The sequence below is a fragment of the Pantoea sp. FN0305 genome, from assembly GCF_050113845.1.
GTDB classification, from domain to species: Bacteria; Pseudomonadota; Gammaproteobacteria; order Enterobacterales; family Enterobacteriaceae; genus Mixta; species Mixta alhagi.
In genome coordinates, this window is the sequence record NZ_JBNJSN010000007.1 from 133,566 (window position 1) to 155,291 (window position 21,726).

Genomic DNA, 21,726 nt, shown 5'->3' on the forward strand with positions numbered 1-21,726 from the left:
TTTATTTATGAATCTGGCAATTAATAAACTTCAGGTTTCATCTGGAATGATAATTTATCCGGCACGTTATCCAGTACCTGTTGAATAATCGTAAACTGTTCATCGCTATTGTTATTATCAACTGCTGGCTTGCTTTCCGGCGGCGTTTTTTTTACCGCCAGCGGTTTCGACGTACCGTAAAAACGTCCGCTTTTATTGATAGAGAGATCGTCGCTTTCAATGGTGCCGTCAATTAAGCCGCGGGCGTTGATCTCTACAACCGCGCTGGCGCAAACGCCCGTGACTTTGCCATCCACAACAACCTTAGCGGCATAAATTTCTCCTTCCACGCTGCCTTTACTGAGCACGTAGACGGTTCGCTCCGCCGTGATGGTGCCGTCGATAGTACCGTTGATTTTCATATCGCCAGACGCTTTTATCTCACCGTTAATATGGCAATTAGAGGGAATAATAGTCGCTTCCTTGTCTACCACCATCGCGGCCGAAACCGTTTCGCTATTATCCTGTATTGGCTGCGGCGGAATATAACACGCCTGTTCTTCCGTAGCGGAATTACTGGCGGATGCGTTCTCTTTGCGTTTAAACATAATCAGTCCTTTGTGAGATGTTATATAGCGAAGTAAAGATAAAATAATGAAAGAGGTTATTAACGCCAACATTATTTTTAACAGGAGGATGAGTAGCTCCTGGCGGCTTTCCCATTCAAGACAATAAATCAGTAAAGCCGTAGCCCAGGTAAACCAGACGCCCCAAAGCAGCTTATAGTTCATAACGTCCTTTTACCGAACCAAAATAAGTGCGGTGCAGTCGTCACGACTGAACCTTTTATCAGGTAATACAGAGCTGTCAGATAATGTCTGCATTTAATACAGAGCATCAGGTCCTCCGCAAAGTGCGGGCGATGCATGACCACAGGTCTCCGCTTGCAGGCGGTTTGCATGTAAAGCAGGCGTTGATATTGTCTCACCATACTATGAGCGCTGACAAAAGCGGGGATACCCACGGCAACTTTTATTCAAATTTGTGATCTGCGTCAGAAGTTTGTGCCAAGGGTTGATCGCTATCATTTTAATTATTCCTGGTAACGAATATTCTGGCTGAAGCGTTTCAGTTTCGACAATTCCTCACACTTTGGATGGATTGCGCTGGCGGATTTTTCCCTGTACAAATCGTAACGGCTGGCTCAGGCTATCGGCACGTATTTATCAGGTTCTGACGCAGGAGATGTATGACCCTTCGCGTAGCGATTAATGGCTTTGGCCGTATTGGACGCAGCGTACTACGTGCGCTGTACGAAACCGGCCGTCGGGCAGAAATTAGCGTGGTCGCCATTAATGAACTGGCGGAATCTGCCGGTATGGCGCATCTGTTGAAATATGATACCAGCCATGGTCGTTTTGCCTGGGAAGTGCGTCAGGAGCGCGATCTATTGTGGGTGGGTGAAGATACGATTCGTCTGCTGCATCAGGCGCAAATTGCCGATCTGCCATGGCGCGAACTCAATGTTGACGTGGTGCTGGATTGTACCGGCATCTGGGGTAGCCGGGCCGATGGCGAAGCCCATCTGCAGGCGGGGGCGAAGAAAGTGTTGTTTTCCCATCCCGGCGGCAACGATCTTGATGCCACGGTAGTCTTCGGCGTAAATGAGCAGGCGCTTAAACAAAGCGATCGCATTGTCTCCAACGCCTCATGCACGACTAACTGTATTATTCCGATTATTAAGCTGCTGGATGATGCTTTTGGCATCGAATCCGGCACCGTGACCACTATCCATTCCGCGATGCACGATCAGCAAGTGATCGATGCTTATCACAGCGATCTTCGCCGTACACGCGCTGCCAGTCAGTCGATCATTCCCGTTGATACGCGGCTTGCTGCGGGCATTGGACGCATCCTGCCGCAGTTCCACGATCGCTTTGAAGCGATCGCCGTGCGGGTGCCTACGATTAACGTGACCGCGATGGATCTCAGCGTTAGCGTCCGCGCTGCGGTCAGCGCGCGCGAGGTGAACGCCGTGCTGCAAAATGCCTCAGCGGGGGCTTTTAGTGGTATAGTTGACTATACGGAAATGCCGTTAGTCTCGATCGATTTTAATCACGATCCGCACAGTGCCATAGTGGACGGCACGCAAACGCGGGTCAGCGGTCACCACCTGGTTAAGACATTAGTCTGGTGTGACAATGAATGGGGCTTTGCTAACCGGATGCTCGACACGACGTTAGCAATGGCCGCAAGTGGTTTCAGGTAAGACGCGGATGCGTCTGACAAAACTTATGAGAATCAACGAGAGGGTTCACCATGTCTGTAATTAAGATGACCGATCTGGATCTTGCTGGTAAACGCGTTCTGATCCGTGCCGATCTCAACGTGCCGGTTAAAGAAGGGAAAGTGACGTCAGATGCGCGTATTCGCGCTTCGCTGCCGACCATCGAAGCTGCTCTGAAACAGGGCGCGAAAGTGATGGTGACTTCCCACCTGGGACGTCCGACCGAAGGCGAATACAACGAAGAGTTCTCGCTGCTGCCGGTAGTTAACTACCTGAAAGAGAAACTGAACGGCACCAACGTTACCCTGGCTAAAGATTACCTCGACGGCGTAGAAGTTGGCGCAGGTGAGCTGGTGGTGTTGGAAAACGTGCGTTTCAACAAAGGCGAGAAGAAAGACGACGAAACCCTCTCGAAAAAATATGCCGCGCTGTGCGACGTATTCGTTATGGACGCATTTGGTACCGCTCACCGCGCGCAGGCTTCTACGCATGGCGTAGGTAAATTTGCGCCGATCGCCTGTGCCGGCCCGCTGCTCTCTGCCGAGCTGGAAGCGCTGGGTAAAGTGATGAACAACCCGGCTCGTCCGCTGGTAGCGGTAGTGGGTGGTTCTAAAGTTTCTACCAAGTTCGACGTGCTGAACTCACTGGTTAAAATCGCTGACACCGTTATCGTCGGTGGCGGTATCGCCAACACCTTCGTGGCTATCGATAACAAAGTCGGTAAATCTCTGTATGAGCCGGATTTCGTTGAAGCCGCGAAAGGCTTGCGCGATCAGTACGCTATTCCGGTGCCTACCGACTCACGCGTGGGTACGGAATTCTCTGAAACTGCTCCGGCTACGGTGAAAAAAGTTAACGAAATCGCCGACAACGAAGAGATTATGGACTTCGGCGATGAAACGGCACAGTCCCTGGCGAAAGTGCTGAAAGAGGCGAAAACCATTCTGTGGAACGGCCCGGTAGGCGTGTTCGAATTCCCGAACTTCCGTAAAGGCACCGAAATCATCGCTAACGCCATCGCTGATAGCGAAGCGTTCTCTGTTGCTGGCGGCGGTGATACGCTGGCGGCAATCGATCTGTTTGGCATCGAAGATAAGATTTCTTATATCTCTACCGGCGGCGGCGCGTTCCTTGAGTTTGTGGAAGGTAAAAAACTGCCAGCGGTCGCTATGCTCGAAGAGCGTGCTAAACAGTAACTTTTAGGGCAGGGCTTTGCGTCCTGCCAGAACGTATTGCCCAGCTTACTTAAATGGGCGTGAATCCGTAACACGGCCGACGAAACAGGACAAAACAGATGTCTAAAATTTTTGATTTCGTAAAACCAGGCGTTGTCACCGGTGATGACGTACAGAAAGTATTTCAGGTAGCAAAAGAGAACAAATTCGCTCTGCCAGCCGTTAACTGTGTGGGCACCGATTCTATCAACGCCGTACTGGAAGCTGCTGCTAAAGCTCAGGCTCCGGTTATCGTTCAGTTCTCTAACGGCGGTGCCGCATTTATCGCGGGTAAAGGCTTTAAATCTGACGAGCCGCAGGCTGCTGCTATCGCTGGTGCGATCGCTGGTGCGCACCATGTGCATCTGATGGCAGAAAAATATGGTGTGCCGGTTATCCTGCACACCGACCACTGCGCGAAGAAACTGCTGCCGTGGATCGACGGTCTGCTGGACGCGGGCGAAAAACATTTCGCTCAGACCGGTAAGCCGCTGTTCTCTTCTCACATGATCGACCTGTCTGAAGAGACGCTGGAAGAAAACATCGAAATCTGCAGCAAATATCTGGCGCGTATGGCGAAAATGGATATGACGCTGGAGATCGAACTGGGCGTGACCGGTGGTGAAGAAGATGGCGTGGATAACTCCCATCTCGACAGCTCTGCGCTGTACACCCAGCCGGAAGACGTTGATTACGCTTATACCAGGTTGAGCGAAGTAAGCCACCGTTTCACCATCGCCGCCTCTTTCGGTAACGTACATGGCGTTTATAAGCCGGGTAACGTGGTTCTGACGCCGAAAATCCTGAAAAACTCTCAGGAATATGTGTGCCAGAAACATAACCTGCCGCACAATGCGCTGAACTTCGTGTTCCACGGTGGTTCTGGTTCTTCTGCTGAAGAGATCAAAGAATCTATCGACTACGGCGTAATCAAAATGAATATCGACACCGACACCCAATGGGCGACCTGGGACGGTATTCTGCAGTACTACAAAAAGAACGAAGGCTATCTGCAGGCGCAGCTGGGTAACCCGGAAGGCGACGATAAGCCGAACAAAAAATTCTACGATCCGCGCGTTTGGCTGCGTGCTGCACAGACTTCCATGGTTGTGCGTTTAGAGCAGGCATTTAAAGAGCTGAACAACATCAATACGCTGTAATCGCGAACTGATGATAAAAGGCCCCAGGGGGCCTTTTTTTTTATGGCATTTTGCATGAAAAATGTAACCTTTATCGTCACTTATTTGGCGAAGCGGATGGTTATTGTTACCCTTGGTGCAGGGCTGCTCAGCTCTCACTAACGGTTTTCACAATCTCTTTTGGGGAAAGATAACAGGGTGAATAGATGGAAGATTTAGATGTGGTAAATGGCATCAGCAGCGCAGGCGGATGGCTGATACATAATCAGGCGTTGCTGATCGGTTATGCGGTTAATATTGTTGCCGCTTTCGCCATCCTTATTGTGGGGATGATTATCGCGCGCATCATTTCGAACGGAATAAACCGTCTGCTGCTCGCACGTCATATCGATGCCACCGTGGCAGATTTTCTGTCGGCGCTGGTGCGTTACGGCGTTATCGCCTTTACGTTGATTGCTGCGCTGGGGCGCGTCGGGGTACAGACGGCGTCGGTGATTGCCGTACTGGGTGCGGCAGGTTTGGCGGTGGGCCTCGCGTTACAAGGCTCACTCTCTAACCTTGCCGCAGGCGTACTACTGGTCACCTTCCGTCCATTCCGTACCGGTGAGTTTGTCGATCTGGGCGGCGTAATGGGCACGGTATTGAATGTGCAGATCTTCTCTACGACGTTACGCAGCGCCGACGGTAAAATGGTAGTTGTCCCTAACGGGAAAATAATCTCTGGCAACATTGTTAACTTCTCACGCGAGCCGGTGCGCCGTAATGAGTTTATTATCGGTGTGGCCTACGATGCTGATGTCGATCAGGTGATCTCCCTGCTGCGTGAGGTTGTGGATGCCGATCCGCGCGTGTTGCAGGATAAAGGCGTACAGATTGGATTGAATGAAATGGCGCCTTCCTCGCTGAATTTTGTGGTGCGCTGCTGGAGTAATAGTGGCGAGCTGATAGATGTTTACTGGGATTTGATGAAAAATTTCAAGCGTGCGCTGGATGCGAACGGCATTGGTATTCCTTATCCGCAGATGGATGTTCATTTGCATCAGGTAAAGTCTGCTGGAGCGGAAAAAGCCAGCGCAGAAACCGTTAACGTTAAACAATAATGGCAAGCAATGGCAAACGCAGTGTAAGCCAGCGGGCGAGGTAACACCTCGCCCGCGCTGTTATTAGCTTCGCTGATATCTCATTAATTCTTTCCATTTCTCCTGCTTGTCCTGACGCTATACACTGCCCGCCATTATCCGCTTTGGGAAAAAGTTCATGTTATCCATCTACTTTCAAGGGCTTGCTTTGGGTGTAGCGCTGATATTGCCGCTGGGACCGCAAAACGCGTTTGTACTTAATCAGGGTATACGGCAGCAATATCATCTTATGACCGCCGCGCTCTGTACGCTAAGCGATATCATTCTGATTTCCGCCGGCGTTTTCGGCGGCAGCGCGCTGCTTAATCAGTCACCGCTGCTGCTGAATCTGGTGACCTGGGGCGGCGTCGCTTTTCTGTTGTGGTATGGCTGGGGCGCACTGCGTACGGCGGTTAGCGCTAATATTTCTCTTGCCTGTACCCAACTAAAGCAGCAAAGCCGCTGGCGAATTATCGCTACGCTGATTGCGGTGACCTGGTTAAACCCGCACGTTTATCTGGATACCTTTGTCGTGCTGGGCAGCCTTGGTGGGCAACTGCCGCCAGAGGCGCGTCGCTGGTTCGCGCTCGGCACCGCCAGTGCCTCTTTTCTCTGGTTCTTTAGCCTGGCGTTGCTGGCGGCCTGGCTGTCACCACGGCTGAGTACGGTCGGCGCGCAGCGCATCATTAATCTGTTTGTCGGCGTAGTGATGTGGTTCATTGCCTTCAAACTGGCATTACAGGCGTTAACGGGCTTTTACTGAGCCGCTGGCAGAATTAAACGCGGCGCGCGGCAAAAAAGGAAACTTTTGCCACAATAAAAACTCAGAGGAGCACGCATGTCGCCCGCGGCTGGCTTGTGGCAGGCTTGCGTGGCCGTGATGGCAACTGCCAGTACGGTGCCCCGTTAATTTGTTTTGTCTTCAAGGAGGACCTTTCGTGAAACTGAAAGCACTGGCTCTGGCCGCAATGATGGGATTAAGTACCGGGCCGTTAATCGCTCAGGCGAATGAGCTACCCAACGGACCGCACGTTGTTACATCAGGACAGGCCAGCGTAGATGCCCGTCCTGACATCGCCACGCTGGCGATAGAAGTTAACGTTTCCTCCAAGGATGCCGCGGAAGCGAAAAAACAGGCGGACGATCGCGTGGCGCAATACTTCGATCTGCTCAGTAAAAATGGTATCGAGAAAAAAGATATCGATGCGGCGAACCTGCGTACCCAGCCAGAATATGACTACACCAAAGAGGGTAAATCGGTGCTGAAAGGCTACCGTGCGGTACGTCAGGTGCAGGTGACGCTGCGTCAGCTGGATAAGCTGAACGATTTACTGGATGGCGCGCTGAAGTCAGGGCTGAATGAGATTCGCTCGGTAGAGTTGGGCGTAGCGAATCCGGATGATTACAAAGCGAAGGCGCGACAGGCGGCGATTGAAAACGCCACGCAGCAGGCGGCGGCGCTGGCAAAAGGCTTTAACGCTAAGCTGGGCCAGGTTTATAGCGTGCGCTACCATGTTGCCAACTATCAGCCGATGCCAATTGCGCGTATGTACAAAGCCGCTGAGGCTGCGCCAATGACCTCTGCTCAGCAAACGTATGAGCAGCAGAGCATTCATTTTGACGATCAGGTTGATGTGGTGTTCGAACTACAGCGTAACTAGTTGAACCCGGCAGAAATGCCATCTGAATAGCCTAAAGGACTTCTCACGCCTTAGGTTGCGGAAGCAGGGCGCTTGCGCGGGAAGTGCAGGCCGATCGTAAAGACGCAAAAAACGTCATCCCTGACAGCTCGGCCCGCGCCATCCATGGCGCGGGACGCTTTACTCCTCTGCCTGCACTCCCCGAGCCTTAGGTTTTGGGCGTTAATGTGCAGGCAAGCATGTCTTTCATCGCGCCTTAACCGCTAATCGCTTTATCTTCTTCCTGACGCAATACACGATGACCATGCGCCAGCAACGCATCGGTGACCTTACGCATCAGGCGGCTTTCTGGCGCAAAGCGGTGCCAGTAAAGCATCCGGCGCTGATAAAGGCCGGGTGTAAGATCGATTAGCTCACCGCTTGCCAGCTCTCTTTCGATTTGCAGGTGTGGGATCATACAGCAGGTCGAGCCCTGACGTGCCAGCTGCACAAACGCCTCAGACGAATTAACGATATGGCAAGGCACGCTGCCGGGCGATAAATCAAAATTCTGCTGTAAAAAGGCCTGGTGCATATCATCAAGATGATCAAAGGCCACCGCTGGCGCTTTTAGCAACGCTGAGCGCGTTACGCCATTAGGAAAGTAGCGTGCGGCGAACTCAGGCGAGCCGACAAACAGGTAATCCAGCGCGCCAAGCCGATCCACTAAACAGCTGGGCAGCGGCTGCGGCTGAATACTCACGGCCCCGACAACCTCACCACGACGTAAGCGTTCCTGCGTGCGGGTTTCATCTTCCACCTGTAAATTCAGGCGTACCGGCGAATCGGTTAAAACATCTTTTAGCGCGGGCAGCAGCCAGGTCGCCAGACTGTCCGCGTTTACCGCCAGTGACAGCAGCAACGGCGTTGTGCCGCCGTTTTCATCCCCCAGCCACTCATCTTCCAGCAGCTCTACCTGATGCAGCAAAGCCAGCAGTTTTTGTCCCTGTTCGGTCGGGCGGGGCGGAATAGTGCGCACCAGCAAAGGTTGACCGAACATGTTCTCCAGCTGCTTTATACGTTGTGACACCGCCGACTGGGTGATACACAATTTTTGCGCCGCGCGCTCAAAGCCGCGCTCGCGAATCACAGCGTCCAGAGCCTGAAGCGTTCGATAATCGGGTCTTTTCATTGTTATTCTGTTCTCCTTCAGGAACGGCGGGACACTATGCCATAAAATTAATACTTTGCGGCTGCGGATAACGACGACAGTTTGTGGACTGCTTTGCAAAGCGACAAAACACCGCGTGTCCAACAGGCATTTTAGCCAGAGCTTGTTTTATACTACGCGCACACTATTAGCACAGGTTTTAAACATACCATGACGCAGGATGAACTGAAAAAAGCAGTTGGCTGGGCCGCGCTGGATTATGTCACGCCAGGGACCATTGTTGGCGTGGGCACCGGCTCGACCGCCGCCCACTTTATTGATGCACTCGGCTCGATCAAACACCAAATCGAGGGGGCGGTTTCCAGCTCAGAGGCTTCTACGCTGAAGCTAAAAGGTCTGGGTATCCCGGTATTCGATCTTAACGAGGTCGACTCTCTGGCGGTATACGTTGACGGCGCCGATGAAATCAACCCGCAGATGCAGATGATCAAGGGCGGCGGCGCGGCGCTGACGCGTGAGAAGATCATCGCGGCGGTCGCGGATAAGTTTATCTGCATCGCTGATGCGTCAAAGCAGGTTGATGTGCTGGGCGCTTTCCCGCTGCCGGTGGAAGTGATCCCTATGGCGCGTTCTTATGTGGCGCGTGAACTGGTGAAGCTGGGCGGCCTGCCGGAATATCGTCAGCAGGTGGTAACCGATAATGGCAACATTATTCTCGACGTACATAATCTCAGCATTGTGAACCCGACCGAGCTGGAGCGCGCCATCAATGCGTTGCCTGGCGTAGTAACGGTGGGGCTTTTTGCCGCACGCGGCGCCGATGTGGCACTGATCGGCGGCCCTGATGGGGTAAAAACCATTACCCAATGATCTGACCGGCGCGTCTGCCGCGCCGGTTATTTCTTGCTGAAAAACATCTTTTCTACGCACGGCATAATTTGGTGACTTATGTCACATAACGGGTGTCTGCAATGCTATCGTTCTGCCAGTAACGCGCTTCTCATCATAATCTGTTGAATCCGTCTTAATCCACATTTACCCATGCTAAGCGGCAGGCAATCGTTTGTATTGCCGTGCGCGTAAATTTTGATATTTTGGCAGAAGGCTGGCTTATTACAGCCTCTTCTGAAGTCTGCAAAATAGGGTCGGGAAATGGCAAAAGTATCGCTGGAGAAAGACAAAATTAAGTTTCTGCTGGTGGAAGGCGTTCACCAAAGCGCGCTGGATAATTTGCGTGCGGCAGGTTACACCAATATTGAATATCACAAAGGCGCGCTGGATAGCGAAGCGCTGAAAGCCTCCATTCGCGATGCGCACTTTATCGGTATTCGTTCCCGTACTCAGCTGACTGAAGAGATTCTTGCCGCAGCTGAAAAGCTGGTGGCCGTAGGCTGCTTCTGTATCGGCACCAATCAGGTGGATTTAGACGTGGCGGCAAAACGCGGCGTGCCGGTGTTCAATGCGCCGTTCTCGAATACGCGTTCAGTGGCGGAGCTGGTTATCGGGGAGATGCTGTTGCTGATGCGCGGCATCCCAGAGGCGAATGCCAAAGCCCATCGCGGCATCTGGAATAAACAGGCGGCCGGTTCGTATGAGGCGCGCGGTAAGAAACTGGGCATTATTGGCTATGGTCATATCGGCATGCAGCTGGGCGTGCTGGCGGAAAGCCTGGGTATGCACGTATTCTTCTACGATATTGAAAACAAGCTGCCAATGGGTAACGCTACACAGGTCACGCATCTTTCCGATTTGCTGAATATGAGCGATGTTGTCAGCCTGCACGTGCCGGAAACCCCCGCTACCCAAAATATGATGGGAGCAGAGGAGCTGGCCTTGATGAAGCCCGGTTCGCTGCTGATTAACGCCTCGCGCGGAACGGTGGTGGATATTCCTGCGCTCTGCCAGGTGCTGGCGAATAAACATCTGTCCGGTGCGGCTATCGATGTCTTCCCGGAAGAGCCGGCGACCAACAGCGATCCGTTTAACTCCCCGCTGTGCGAATTCGACAACGTGATCCTGACGCCGCATATCGGCGGCTCAACGCAGGAAGCGCAGGAGAATATCGGCATTGAAGTCGCTGGCAAGCTGGCGAAATATTCTGATAACGGCTCTACGCTCTCTGCCGTTAACTTCCCGGAAGTTTCCCTGCCTGTGCATGGCGCGCACGTTAGCCGTCTGCTGCATATCCATGAAAACCGTCCAGGGGTGCTGACCGCCATTAACCAGATTTTCGCGGAGCAGGGGATCAATATCTCTGCGCAGTATCTGCAAACCACGCCGATGATGGGCTATGTGGTTATCGATATTGATGCGGAACTGGATGTTGCGCATAAAGCGCTGATGCTGATGAAAGCAATTCCGGGCACGATGCGCGCGCGCCTGCTTTACTGATTACCCGCGTTTATCTCTGTGAACGCCGCCTTGATTTTCAGGCGGCGTTTTACGTTTCCCACTGCCACAGACGGGAAGGGGTTAAAATCGCCGGTAACGGGATATCCCAGGCTTCGGCAGGCAGCGTATCCACCTGCTGACAGTCGTGCGCCAGACCGATGGGAAGAAAACCATGGCTGCGCCAGTGCTGCAGGGTGCGATCGTAAAACCCGCCCCCCATTCCCAGACGCTGTCCCTGCTTATCAAACGCCACCAGCGGCACAAACATCACGTCCAGCCGGTCGAGCGGAATAATATGCCGCACGTCCAGCGGCGGCTCCGGAATGCGTAGCCGATTGGGGATCAGTATTGTTTCCGGCGTATAGTGGATAAACAACAGGTTTCCCGGCGAGAAAGGGTGTAATACCGGCAGATAAACCTGCTTGTGCTGTTGCCAGAGCCGGGCAATCAGCGGACGGGTATTGAGCTCGCCATCAACCGACAGAAACAGCGCGATATGCTGCGCCTGATCCATCGACGCTACGTTTAATGCATGTTCAGCGACGCTATTTGCCGCACGCGTTTGCTGCTCTGCGCTGAGTCCACGCCGTAAATGGCGTACATGCGTACGTATAGCCTGTGGTTCAAGAGATAAAGACATAGGGGTTCCTGCGCCAGCGGGGAATGCTGCGAATATAGCACAGAGAACACAGAGGATTTACAGGCGAACGCAGGGCGTTACTGTTACTGCTGAGGAAAAGAAAGGAATCTCCGAGATGCCGCCGTAGGCTGTAACCCTTGAACCCTTGGTTCAAGGTGAATGTGTCGTCGTAACCATTAGGCTTCCCGGACGGACCGGGCATGCACACAGGCTGCGGAGCGCCACACTCTGTGGTTTTGAAATATCGGCTCAGGGGACTGGCCCACTTGCAAACATCTCAGAGAAATTGTACTTCACCGCCACTGTATCACAGCAGGCCGTAAAGTGTTATTCGAACTTCGCACCCTGGCGTTCAGTTATGCGACCTTGCTCAAGCAACGCTTGTTCAATGGTCTGTTGCAGCATTCGAATGCGTTGTTCCATGTTAGCAGCGTAGTCCCGGGTTTTCCCCTTTTCCTGCGCCAGCTCATGGCAAATGTTCAACGCAGCGATGAACACCAGCTGCTCTGTATTTGTGACTCTAGTGCGAACTTTCAGATCTTGCAACCGCTGATTAAGATCTTCCGCCGCCGCGTTCAGCGCATCTTGCTGTTCAGGCGGACAATTCACGCGTAACGAACGTCCAAAAATCTGAATATCTACCGGTTGTGCAGACATGCCACCTTCCTGACTGATTACTGCGCCCGCATCGTTCTGAACCTGCTCCGGCTCAGAAGGGGCGCCACTATATCTACCCTTGCGTGAAGAAACAAGCCCTTTCTGGAAACCTCAAGGCACCTGGTGGTAGCATAACACGAACTTACTCCGCCAACGATGATAATGCATATGTCTACAGATAACACACAGCCGGGCTATCAGACGCTGGCATCCCTCCTGACCCAACAGGGGGTGGGAATGACGCCGGCTGAAATGCACGGCTTGATCAGCGGCATTGTCTGCGGTGGCAATAAAGATCACAGCTGGAAAGCGCTGGTGCACGATCTTGCCAACGAAGGATTAGCCTTCTCACAATCGCTCTCGCAGCCGCTACAGGCACTGCATGCGCATATTCAGGATACGCTGGAAGAAGAGGGCTTTCTGTTTCAGCTGATGCTGCCCGACGAAGACCAAAGCAGCGTCTTTGAGCGCGCGGATGGGTTAGCCGGCTGGGTTAACCATTTTCTGCTAGGGCTGGGCGTAACGCAGCCTAAACTGGATAAAGTCAAAGGCGAAGCGGGCGAAGCCATCGACGATCTGCGCACCATTGCGCAGCTTGGCTATGATGAAGAGGACGACCAGGAAGAGCTGGAGCAGTCAATGGAAGAGGTTATTGAGTATGTGCGCGTAGCCGCCTTGCTATGCTATGAAACCTTTAATCCGCCGATGCCGCCGGGCGCGCCGGAAGAGAAAAAGGTTACGCTGCACTGATGGTTTGCTATCGCCGCGCGGCGGCCTAACTCAGGGAGAAGATACGGATGATTACGCTGGATACTTTTTTGCAGCGCCGTCAGGCGCTGTTGTCGCGTATGGCTGTGGGCAGCGCGGCGTTAATTTTTGCGGCGCCGGAAGTGACGCGCAGCGCGGATAGCGAATATCCTTTTCGCCAGCATAGCGATTTCTGGTATTTCACCGGCTTCAACGAGCCTGAAGCGCTGCTGCTATTGATTAAAAGCAGTGAAACCCACAACCACAGCGTGCTGTTTAACCGCGTACGCGATAAACAGGCGGAAATCTGGTTTGGTCGCCGTTTGGGGCAGGATTCTGCGCCGGAAAAGCTGGGCGTGGATCGCGCGCTGCCCTGGGATGCGCTGGACGAACAGCTTCATCAGCTGCTGAACGGGCTGGAGGTGGTTTACCATGCGCAGGGCGAATATGAATTTGCCGATCGTATTCTGTTCAGCGCGTTAGAAAAGCTGCGTCGCGGCTTCCGGCAAAACCTGCAGGCGCCGAATACGCTAACTGACTGGCGGCCCTGGGTGCATGAGATGCGCCTGTTTAAAGCACCGGAAGAGCTGGAAATATTACGCCGCGCCGGAAAAATCAGTGCGATGGCGCATACGCGCGCTATGCAGGCCTGTCGGCCCGGCATGTTTGAATATCAACTGGCGGGTGAAATTCATCATGAGTTTACCCGTCACGGCGCACGACATCCTTCTTACAACACCATTGTTGGCGGCGGCGAAAATGCCTGTATTCTGCACTACACCGAAAACGAGAGCGCGCTGCGCGATGGCGACCTGGTGCTGATCGATGCCGGCTGTGAACTGCACGGTTATGCAGGCGATATTACCCGCACCTTCCCGGTTAACGGCCGGTTCAGTGCGCCGCAGCGGGCGATTTACAACATCGTGCTGGCTTCGCTGTACAAAGCGCTGTCGCTGTTTCGTCCCGGCACCAGCATTCGTGAGGTGAACCAGGAGGTGGTGCGGGTCATGGTTACCGGGCTGGTGGAGCTGGGCGTGATGAAAGGTGATGTGGAATTGCTGATCGCTGAAAACGCCCATCGACAGTTCTTCATGCACGGCCTGAGTCACTGGCTGGGGCTGGATGTACATGATGTCGGTGATTACGGCACGCCGGATCGTGGACGTATTCTGGAGCCGGGCATGGTGCTTACCGTTGAGCCGGGGCTTTATATCGCGCCGGATGCGGATGTACCGGCTGAATATCGCGGCATCGGCATTCGTATTGAAGATGACATCGTGATTACCGAACAAGGAAATGAAAATCTTACCGATAGCGTGGTGAAAGATGTTGATGCTATCGAAGCGCTGATGGCGGCAGCGCAGCAGGCATGAGCGTGATCATTGCCGGTGGCGGCATGACCGGCGCAACGCTGGCGCTGGCGCTTTCGCATCTGACGCAGGGAAAGATGCCGGTTACGCTAATTGAAGCAATTGCGCCGGGAGAACGCGCCCATCCAGGCTATGACGGACGCGCAATCGCGCTGGCGGCAGGAACCTGTCAGCAGCTGGCGGCCATTAATCTCTGGCCCGCGCTTGCCGACTGCGCAACGCCAATTACCCATGTTCACGTTAGCGATCGCGGTCACGCCGGGTTTGTAAACATCGATGCCGCTGATTATGGCGTTAACGCTTTGGGCAATGTGGTTGAGCTGCACGAAGTGGGAAACCGGTTATATCAGCGGTTACGCAAGGCTCCCGGCGTGACGCTGCGCTGCCCGGAGCAGGTAAGCCGCGTTGAACAGCATCAGGATCATATCAATGTTACCCTGACCAGCGGAGAGCAGCTGCAGGGGCGTTTACTGGTCGCGGCGGATGGTTCCCGTTCACGCGTGGCTGCTGCCTGCGGCGTTCAGTGGCAGCGGAGTGACTATCAACAAATCGCCGTTATCGCCAACGTGACGACGCAAATTGCTCATCAGGGACGCGCTTTTGAGCGCTTTACCGAACATGGCCCGCTGGCCTTGCTGCCGATGTCGCATGGCCGCAGTTCGCTGGTCTGGTGTCATCCACCAGCAGCGCAATCGCGTATCGATAGCTGGAGCGACGCCGGGTTTTTAGCTGAACTTCAGCAGGCGTTTGGCTGGCGGCTGGGACGTTTTACCCATGTAGGACAGCGCGCCAGCTACCCGCTGGCGCTGCAAAGCGCCAGCCAGACAGTAGCGCATCGGCTGGCGTTGGTGGGCAACGCGGCACAGACCTTACATCCGATTGCCGGACAGGGATTTAACCTTGGCATACGTGACGTGATGTCGCTGGCTGAAACGCTGGCGGCAGCGCAACGCCAGCAGGAAGACCCGGGCAGTTTTGCCGTACTACAGCATTATCGTCAACGGCGAAAGGCGGATCGCGCCGCCACTATCGGCATTACCGATGGGCTGGTGCGGCTGTTTGCTAACCGTTATCTGCCGCTGGTGGCAGGACGTAATTTTGGCCTGATGACAATGGACAATTTACCCTGGCTGCGCAACCGCCTGGCGGAGCGTACGCTTGGCTGGGTAACGCGCTGAAAAGAGGATTTCAATGCAAACTTATGATGTGGTGATCGCCGGTGGCGGAATGGTGGGGCTGGCGGTAGCCTGCGGATTACAGGGCTGCGGCCTGCGTATCGCGGTGCTGGAAAAATCTGCGCCGGAACCCTTTAACCCCAGCGAGCCGCACGGCCTGCGCGTTTCTGCGATCAATGCCGCCAGCGAACGGCTACTACAGCATCTTGATGTCTGGTCCGCGATTCTGGCGCAGCGCGCAAGCGCCTATCACGGCATGGAGGTATGGGATCGCGATAGTTTTGGCCGCATTGAATTTGATGAGCCGCAGGGCGTCAGCCATCTTGGCCACATTATTGAAAATCAGGCTATCCATCACGCTTTATGGCAGCGTGCGCAACAGTTGAGTGATATCACGCTGCTGGCACCGGCTCAGCTGCAGCAGGTCGCTTTTGGCGATAACGAAGCTTTTATCACATTGCAGGATGGCAGCATGATGAGCGCGCGCCTGCTGGTTGGGGCTGACGGTGCGCACTCCTGGCTGCGTGAAAAGGCCGATATTCCCTTAACCTTCTGGGATTATCAGCATCACGCGCTGGTTGCGAATATTCGTACCGAACAGCCGCATCAGGCGGTGGCGCGTCAGGTTTTCCATGGCGAAGGCATACTGGCTTTCCTGCCGCTGAGCGATGCGCATCTTTGTTCGATTGTCTGGTCATTGCCGCCGCAGGAAGCGACCCGGCTGCGTGAAATGCCTGCCGCGCTGTTTAATCAGCAACTGTCGGTCGCTTTCGATATGCGTCTTGGCCTGTGTGAGCTGGAGAGCGAACGGCAGACATTTCCTTTGACGGCGCGCTATGCCCGCCAGTTTGCGGCCCATCGGCTGGCGCTGGTTGGCGATGCGGCCCATACCATCCATCCGCTTGCCGGGCAGGGCGTTAACCTGGGCTTTATGGATGCTGCGGAGCTTACCGGTGAAATCCGCCGCCTGCAGCAGCAGGGCAAAGATATCGGTCAGCATCTCTATCTGCGTCGCTATGAGCGTAGCCGCAAACACAGCGCGGCACTCATGTTGGCTAATATGCAGGGATTTCGTGAGCTGTTTGCCGGCAACCATCCTGCGAAAAAGCTATTGCGCGATGTTGGCCTGCGGCTGGCGGATCGTCTGCCGGGCGTTAAGCCCCGATTGCTGAAACAGGCGATGGGCTTACATGACCTGCCGGAATGGTTACGCTAAGCGCAGCCTGCTGACAGGGCATTTACACGTCAAACCTACAGCGCGGGTTTGTAGCCCACTATCTCAGGGCCGTTCGGCCCTTTTTTGCGCCGTTCATCACCTGTTATGGTTTTTTCACGCATTTTTCTCTGCTTTGCACCAGTCTGAAGCAGCTGCACGCTTTTGGATCTTTCGTTTGAATTATTCTAATTTAACCCCTCCTTTCGCATTATTTTTTCTAATGCGCAAAGCTGTTTGCCAGTGGCCGTTCTTAACGTTATTTATTCTCTGGCTGGTTTTTAAACTGCTTTGTTGCGCTTTTGTTGCTGGTTATGTGCCTTGCCACGCATTTTTTCAGTGAAAAGTTCTGCACAATCCCTGAGGACTTCAACGCTGTCAGAATGAATTCGCCCTTGTTTAGCTTATGGTTAAACGGCTCATTCAGTGATAACGTCGAATGAAAGAGAACGTTTGCGTCGGACGTTTTAGCCTCTTTTAGCGTCTGATCACCCCGTTAACGCACAGGAATGTTATGAAGCAGACTCCTTTGTATCAACAGCATCAAGCGTGCGGCGCCCGCATGGTCGATTTCCACGGCTGGATGATGCCGCTGCACTATGGTTCGCAGATGGATGAACATCATGCGGTACGGACAGATGCCGGTATGTTTGATGTCTCCCATATGACCATTGTGGATCTCCGGGGTGAAGGCACCCGGGCGTTTCTGCGCATACTGCTGGCGAATGATGTTGCGCGACTGACGCAGCCAGGAAAGGCACTTTACAGCGCCATGCTCAATGCTTCCGGTGGCGTGATTGATGATTTGATTGTTTACTTTATGAGCGATAGCTGGTTCCGGCTGGTGGTGAACTCCGCTACGCGCGAAAAAGATCTGGCGTGGATAGGCGAGCATGCGCAGCCCTACGATGTGTCGTTACAGGTACGTGACGATCTGGCGTTGATTGCCGTACAGGGACCGAATGCCCAGCAGAAAGCGCAAACGCTGTTTAGCGATGCGCAGCGTCAGGCTGTGAGCGGTATGAAGCCCTTTTTCGGCGTTGAGTCAGACGGATTTTTTATCGCCACCACCGGCTATACCGGCGAAAGCGGCTATGAAATCGCACTGCCGGGTGAGCAGGCCGCTGAATTTTGGCAGCAGCTGTTGGCTGCGGGCGTAAAGCCTGCCGGACTGGGCGCGCGTGACACGCTGCGTCTGGAGGCGGGGATGAATCTTTACGGCCAGGATATGGATGAAGGCGTCTCGCCACTGGCGGCGAATATGGGCTGGACGCTCTGCTGGGAGCCAGCCGATCGTCAGTTTATCGGGCGCGAGGCGCTGGAGCATCAGCGTGAAAAGGGCACCGAGAAGCTGGTTGGCCTGGTGATGACGGAAAAGGGCGTGTTGCGTAATGGTTTGCCGGTAATGTTTACCGATGCGCAGGGCAACCTGCAGCAGGGGGTAATTACCAGCGGCTCTTTTTCTCCAACGTTAGGCTGCAGCATTGCGCTGGCCCGCGTTCCGGCGGGTATTGGCGAGCAGGCCATCGTACAGATTCGTAATCGGGAAATGCCGGTCAACGTCACTAAACCTATTTTTGTTCGCGCCGGTAAACCGGTCGCTCAGTAACCAGTGCAGGAGAATGCAGCGATGAGCAATGTGCCAAATGAATTAAAATATCGTGAAAGTCATGAATGGGTGCGTAAGGAAGCGGACGGCACTTATACCGTTGGCATTACTGAACATGCGCAGGAGCTGCTGGGCGATATGGTATTTATCGACCTGCCGGAAGTAGGCAGCAGCTTTGCCGCCGGTGACGACTGCGCGGTCGCGGAATCGGTCAAGGCGGCTTCTGATATTTACGCCCCGTTAAGCGGCGAGGTTGTGGCGGTTAACGATGCGCTGGAAACTTCGCCGGAGCTGGTTAACAGCGAGCCTTACGCTTCCGGCTGGCTGTTTCGCCTCAAAGCCAGCGATGAATCTGAACTGGAGCAACTGATGGATGCGGAAGCCTATCTGGCCTCCATTGATGAGTAATCTCCAGCAGGCTGTCAGCGGATAATGCGCTGACCTCCAGGTTTTAGCGGTCGCTGCGGCTGGCCGCTTATGTTGATAGCGGTAGCCGCCCCTCAGGATTGACGATTCATGACTCAGACACTCAGCCAGCTTGAACATACTGGCGCCTTTATCGAACGCCATATCGGTCCCTCTGCCTCACAGCAGGAAAGCATGCTACAGGCCATCGGTGCCCCTTCGCTCAGTGAGCTTATCGGCAGTATTGTTCCTGTTGATATTCAGTTGCCAGGCCCGCCCGCTATTGGCGATGCGCTCACGGAACATCAGGCGCTGGCGGAGCTAAAAGCGATCGCCAGCCGTAACCAGCGCTGCAAAACCTATATCGGCATGGGCTATACACCGGTGCTGACGCCGCCGGTTATTCTGCGCAACATGCTGGAAAACCCAGGCTGGTACACCGCCTATACCCCTTATCAACCGGAAGTCTCCCAGGGGCGTCTGGAGGCGTTACTGAACTTCCAGCAGCTGACGCTGGATTTAACCGGGATGGATATCGCTTCCGCCTCGTTACTGGATGAAGCCACTGCTGCCGCAGAAGCGATGGCGATGGCAAAGCGCGTCAGCAAGCTTAAAAATGCCAACAAATTCTTTATTGCTGATGATATCCATCCGCAAACGCTGGACGTAGTAAAAACGCGCGCAGAGACGTTCGGCTTTGAAATCCTGGTGGATAAGGCGGAGCGCGCGCTGGATCATGAGGCGCTGTTTGGCGTGCTGTTGCAGCAAACCGGCACCACTGGCGAAGCGCACGACTATAGCGCGCTGATCGGCGAATTAAAGGCCCGTAAAGTGGTGGTGAGCGTGGCGGCTGACTTTATGGCGCTGGTATTGCTGGAAGCGCCGGGTAAGCAGGGCGCGGACATCGTTTTTGGATCTGCCCAGCGTTTCGGCGTGCCGATGGGCTACGGCGGCCCACATGCAGCTTTCTTTGCCGCACGCGATGAATTTAAACGGTCAATGCCGGGGCGTATTATCGGCGTATCGCGCGATACTGCAGGCAACACCGCGTTACGCATGGCGATGCAAACGCGTGAACAGCATATCCGCCGTGAAAAGGCGAACTCTAATATCTGTACCTCCCAGGTGCTGCTGGCCAATATCGCCGGTTTTTATGCCGTGTTCCATGGCCCGCAGGGACTGAAGCGTATCGCCAGCCGTATCCATCGCCTGACGGATATTCTGGCGGCCGGGCTGCAAAAAGGCGGCCTGACCCTGCGTCATCATAGCTGGTTCGATACTCTTACCGTGGAGGTTGCGGACAAGGCGGCGGTGCTGGCGCGTGCGCTCAGCTTTGGCGTTAACCTGCGTACCGATATTCATCAGGCGGTGGGTATTACGCTGGATGAAACCACCAGCCGCGAAGATATCGCCACGCTGTTTGCTATTCTGCTGGGCGATGAGCACGGACTGGATATTGATGCGCTGGACGCCGCCGTTGCCGCCGACAGCGGTTCTATTCCGCCTGCGCTGCAGCGCCAGCAGCCGATTCTGACCCATCCGGTATTTAATCGTTATCACAGCGAAACCGAGATGATGCGTTATATGCACAGCCTGGAGAAAAAGGATCTGGCGCTGAATCAGGCGATGATCCCGCTCGGCTCCTGCACCATGAAGCTGAACGCCGCCGCTGAAATGATCCCGATCACCTGGCCAGAATTCGCCGAGCTGCACCCATTCTGCCCGGCGGAGCAGGCTGCGGGCTATCTGCAAATGATCGGCCAGCTCTCGCAGTGGCTGGTGCAGTTGACCGGCTATGATGCGCTGTGTATGCAGCCCAACTCTGGCGCGCAGGGTGAATATGCTGGCCTGCTCGCGATTCGCCGTTACCATGAAAGCCGTAATGAAGGCGAACGTCATATCTGTCTGATCCCCAGCTCAGCACACGGCACCAACCCGGCTTCGGCGCAGATGGCGGGCATGACGGTGGTGGTGGTGGCCTGCGATAAACAGGGCAATATTGACCTGCATGATTTGCGTCAGAAAGCAGAGCAGGCAGGCAGCGCGCTCTCCTGTATTATGGTGACCTATCCCTCCACGCACGGCGTATACGAAGAGACTATCCGCGAGGTTTGTCAGATCGTTCATCAGTATGGCGGCCAGGTCTACCTTGACGGCGCGAACATGAACGCGCAGGTCGGGATCACCACGCCGGGCTATATTGGCGCAGACGTTTCTCACCTGAACCTGCATAAAACCTTCTGTATCCCGCACGGCGGCGGCGGCCCGGGAATGGGGCCAATCGGCGTGAAAGCGCATCTGGCACCGTTTGTGCCGGGTCATAGCGTGGTGCAGATTGATGATATGCTCACGCAGCAGGGCGCAGTATCCGCCGCGCCGTTTGGCAGCGCGTCGATTCTGCCAATTAGCTGGATGTATATTCGCATGATGGGCGCAGAGGGGCTGAAGCAGGCCAGCTCGGTCGCTATCCTCAATGCCAACTATATCGCCAGCCGTCTGCAGTCGGCGTATCCGGTGCTTTATACCGGTCGCGATAACCGCGTAGCGCATGAATGCATTCTGGATATTCGTCCGTTAAAAGAGCAGACCGGCATCAGCGAGCTGGATATCGCCAAGCGTCTGATTGATTACGGCTTCCATGCGCCAACAATGTCATTCCCGGTTGCCGGTACGCTGATGGTTGAGCCAACTGAATCAGAAGGAAAAGCTGAACTGGATCGCTTTATCGATGCGATGCTGGCGATTCGTATGGAGATCGATCGCGTGGCGGACGGCGAGTGGCCGCTGGAAGATAACCCGCTGGTTAATGCGCCGCACACGCAGCAGGAAATGGTGGGCGAATGGACACATCCTTACAGCCGTGAGCTGGCAGTGTTCCCGGCAGGCAGCGCCAATAAATACTGGCCGACGGTGAAGCGCCTGGATGACGTATTTGGCGACCGCAATCTGTTCTGTTCTTGCGTGCCGCTTAGCGATTACCAGTAAGCCTGTT

The 21,726-nt window shown here is 54.4% G+C and carries 19 protein-coding genes and 1 other RNA gene; 15 read left to right on the plus strand and 5 right to left on the minus strand.

The genetic code is table 11. The features are described 5' to 3' along the window. Window positions 1–20: 20 nt before the first annotated feature. Window positions 21–587 carry a bactofilin family protein gene (locus ACQE3Y_RS14950; protein ID WP_426981991.1) on the minus strand — a complete coding sequence of 189 codons (567 nt, stop codon included), beginning with the start codon at window positions 585–587 and terminating at the stop codon, window positions 21–23. Window positions 588–1,228: 641 nt separating this feature from the next. Here ACQE3Y_RS14950 and epd point away from each other — a divergent pair. The 6 genes from epd to ACQE3Y_RS14980 all read left to right on the plus strand — a co-directional run bounded on the left by epd (window position 1,229) and on the right by ACQE3Y_RS14980 (window position 7,398). Continuing rightward, window positions 1,229–2,248, plus strand: coding sequence for an erythrose-4-phosphate dehydrogenase (epd, locus tag ACQE3Y_RS14955; protein ID WP_250650821.1), 1,020 nt, complete (start codon window positions 1,229–1,231; stop codon window positions 2,246–2,248). Window positions 2,249–2,298: 50 nt separating this feature from the next. Further along, complete coding sequence (pgk, locus tag ACQE3Y_RS14960) at window positions 2,299–3,462, plus strand: phosphoglycerate kinase (protein WP_085070223.1); 1,164 nt, start codon at window positions 2,299–2,301, stop codon at window positions 3,460–3,462. Window positions 3,463–3,560: 98 nt separating this feature from the next. Further along, complete coding sequence (fbaA, locus tag ACQE3Y_RS14965; protein WP_426973589.1) at window positions 3,561–4,640, plus strand: class II fructose-bisphosphate aldolase; 1,080 nt, start codon at window positions 3,561–3,563, stop codon at window positions 4,638–4,640. Between the two features lie 185 nt (window positions 4,641–4,825). Continuing rightward, window positions 4,826–5,719, plus strand: coding sequence for a small-conductance mechanosensitive channel MscS (gene mscS, locus ACQE3Y_RS14970; RefSeq protein WP_426981992.1), 894 nt, complete (start codon window positions 4,826–4,828; stop codon window positions 5,717–5,719). Between the two features lie 157 nt (window positions 5,720–5,876). After that, the gene (argO, locus tag ACQE3Y_RS14975) at window positions 5,877–6,500 is read left to right on the plus strand and encodes an arginine exporter ArgO (RefSeq protein WP_426981993.1); all 624 of its coding nucleotides are present in this window, start codon (window positions 5,877–5,879) and stop codon (window positions 6,498–6,500) included. A gap of 175 nt (window positions 6,501–6,675) precedes the next feature. Then, window positions 6,676–7,398: an oxidative stress defense protein gene (locus ACQE3Y_RS14980; RefSeq protein WP_250650818.1), complete on the plus strand. Its 723-nt coding sequence runs from the start codon at window positions 6,676–6,678 to the stop codon at window positions 7,396–7,398. Between the two features lie 235 nt (window positions 7,399–7,633). Here the strand turns inward: ACQE3Y_RS14980 and ACQE3Y_RS14985 are convergent, their stop codons facing one another. Then, a complete protein-coding gene (locus tag ACQE3Y_RS14985; RefSeq protein WP_426973593.1) occupies window positions 7,634–8,548 on the minus strand; it encodes a LysR family transcriptional regulator ArgP in 915 nt (304 codons plus the stop codon). A gap of 189 nt (window positions 8,549–8,737) precedes the next feature. Here ACQE3Y_RS14985 and rpiA point away from each other — a divergent pair, with 189 nt between their 5' ends. Beyond that, entirely contained in the window at window positions 8,738–9,397 is a 660-nt protein-coding gene (gene rpiA / locus ACQE3Y_RS14990; protein WP_426973594.1) for a ribose-5-phosphate isomerase RpiA, read from the plus strand. Window positions 9,398–9,679: 282 nt separating this feature from the next. Further along, on the plus strand, window positions 9,680–10,918 hold the full coding sequence (gene serA, locus ACQE3Y_RS14995; protein WP_426981994.1) for a phosphoglycerate dehydrogenase: 1,239 nt from the start codon (window positions 9,680–9,682) through the stop codon (window positions 10,916–10,918). A 49-nt stretch (window positions 10,919–10,967) separates the two neighbouring features. Here the strand turns inward: serA and ACQE3Y_RS15000 are convergent, their stop codons facing one another. From ACQE3Y_RS15000 to zapA, 3 genes are all read right to left on the minus strand, one after another. Further along, window positions 10,968–11,558: a 5-formyltetrahydrofolate cyclo-ligase gene (locus tag ACQE3Y_RS15000; RefSeq protein ID WP_426981995.1), complete on the minus strand. Its 591-nt coding sequence runs from the start codon at window positions 11,556–11,558 to the stop codon at window positions 10,968–10,970. A gap of 103 nt (window positions 11,559–11,661) precedes the next feature. After that, window positions 11,662–11,845, minus strand: a non-coding RNA gene (ssrS, locus tag ACQE3Y_RS15005) — 6S RNA. Between the two features lie 40 nt (window positions 11,846–11,885). Continuing rightward, window positions 11,886–12,215 (minus strand): cell division protein ZapA, encoded by a 330-nt coding sequence (zapA, locus tag ACQE3Y_RS15010; protein ID WP_085070241.1) that lies wholly within the window; start codon window positions 12,213–12,215, stop codon window positions 11,886–11,888. Between the two features lie 168 nt (window positions 12,216–12,383). Here zapA and ACQE3Y_RS15015 point away from each other — a divergent pair, with 168 nt between their 5' ends. The 7 genes from ACQE3Y_RS15015 (at window position 12,384) to gcvP (ending at window position 21,719) form a co-directional block, all read left to right on the plus strand. Continuing rightward, window positions 12,384–12,965 carry a YecA family protein gene (locus tag ACQE3Y_RS15015; protein ID WP_426973597.1) on the plus strand — a complete coding sequence of 194 codons (582 nt, stop codon included), beginning with the start codon at window positions 12,384–12,386 and terminating at the stop codon, window positions 12,963–12,965. A 47-nt stretch (window positions 12,966–13,012) separates the two neighbouring features. Further along, complete coding sequence (gene pepP, locus ACQE3Y_RS15020) at window positions 13,013–14,335, plus strand: Xaa-Pro aminopeptidase (RefSeq protein WP_426981996.1); 1,323 nt, start codon at window positions 13,013–13,015, stop codon at window positions 14,333–14,335. Further along, the gene (ubiH, locus tag ACQE3Y_RS15025) at window positions 14,332–15,510 is read left to right on the plus strand and encodes a 2-octaprenyl-6-methoxyphenyl hydroxylase (RefSeq protein WP_426973599.1); all 1,179 of its coding nucleotides are present in this window, start codon (window positions 14,332–14,334) and stop codon (window positions 15,508–15,510) included. Before pepP ends, ubiH begins: the two co-directional genes overlap by 4 nt. 13 nt (window positions 15,511–15,523) lie before the next feature. Then, window positions 15,524–16,723, plus strand: a complete 1,200-nt coding sequence (gene ubiI / locus ACQE3Y_RS15030; protein WP_426973601.1) for an FAD-dependent 2-octaprenylphenol hydroxylase — start codon at window positions 15,524–15,526, stop codon at window positions 16,721–16,723. Window positions 16,724–17,234: 511 nt separating this feature from the next. Next, window positions 17,235–18,329 (plus strand): glycine cleavage system aminomethyltransferase GcvT, encoded by a 1,095-nt coding sequence (gene gcvT / locus ACQE3Y_RS15035; protein ID WP_426981997.1) that lies wholly within the window; start codon window positions 17,235–17,237, stop codon window positions 18,327–18,329. 21 nt (window positions 18,330–18,350) lie between these two features. Next, complete coding sequence (gene gcvH / locus ACQE3Y_RS15040; RefSeq protein ID WP_085070253.1) at window positions 18,351–18,737, plus strand: glycine cleavage system protein GcvH; 387 nt, start codon at window positions 18,351–18,353, stop codon at window positions 18,735–18,737. A 108-nt stretch (window positions 18,738–18,845) separates the two neighbouring features. Next, entirely contained in the window at window positions 18,846–21,719 is a 2,874-nt protein-coding gene (gene gcvP, locus ACQE3Y_RS15045) for an aminomethyl-transferring glycine dehydrogenase (protein ID WP_426981998.1), read from the plus strand. Window positions 21,720–21,726 lie beyond the last annotated feature (7 nt).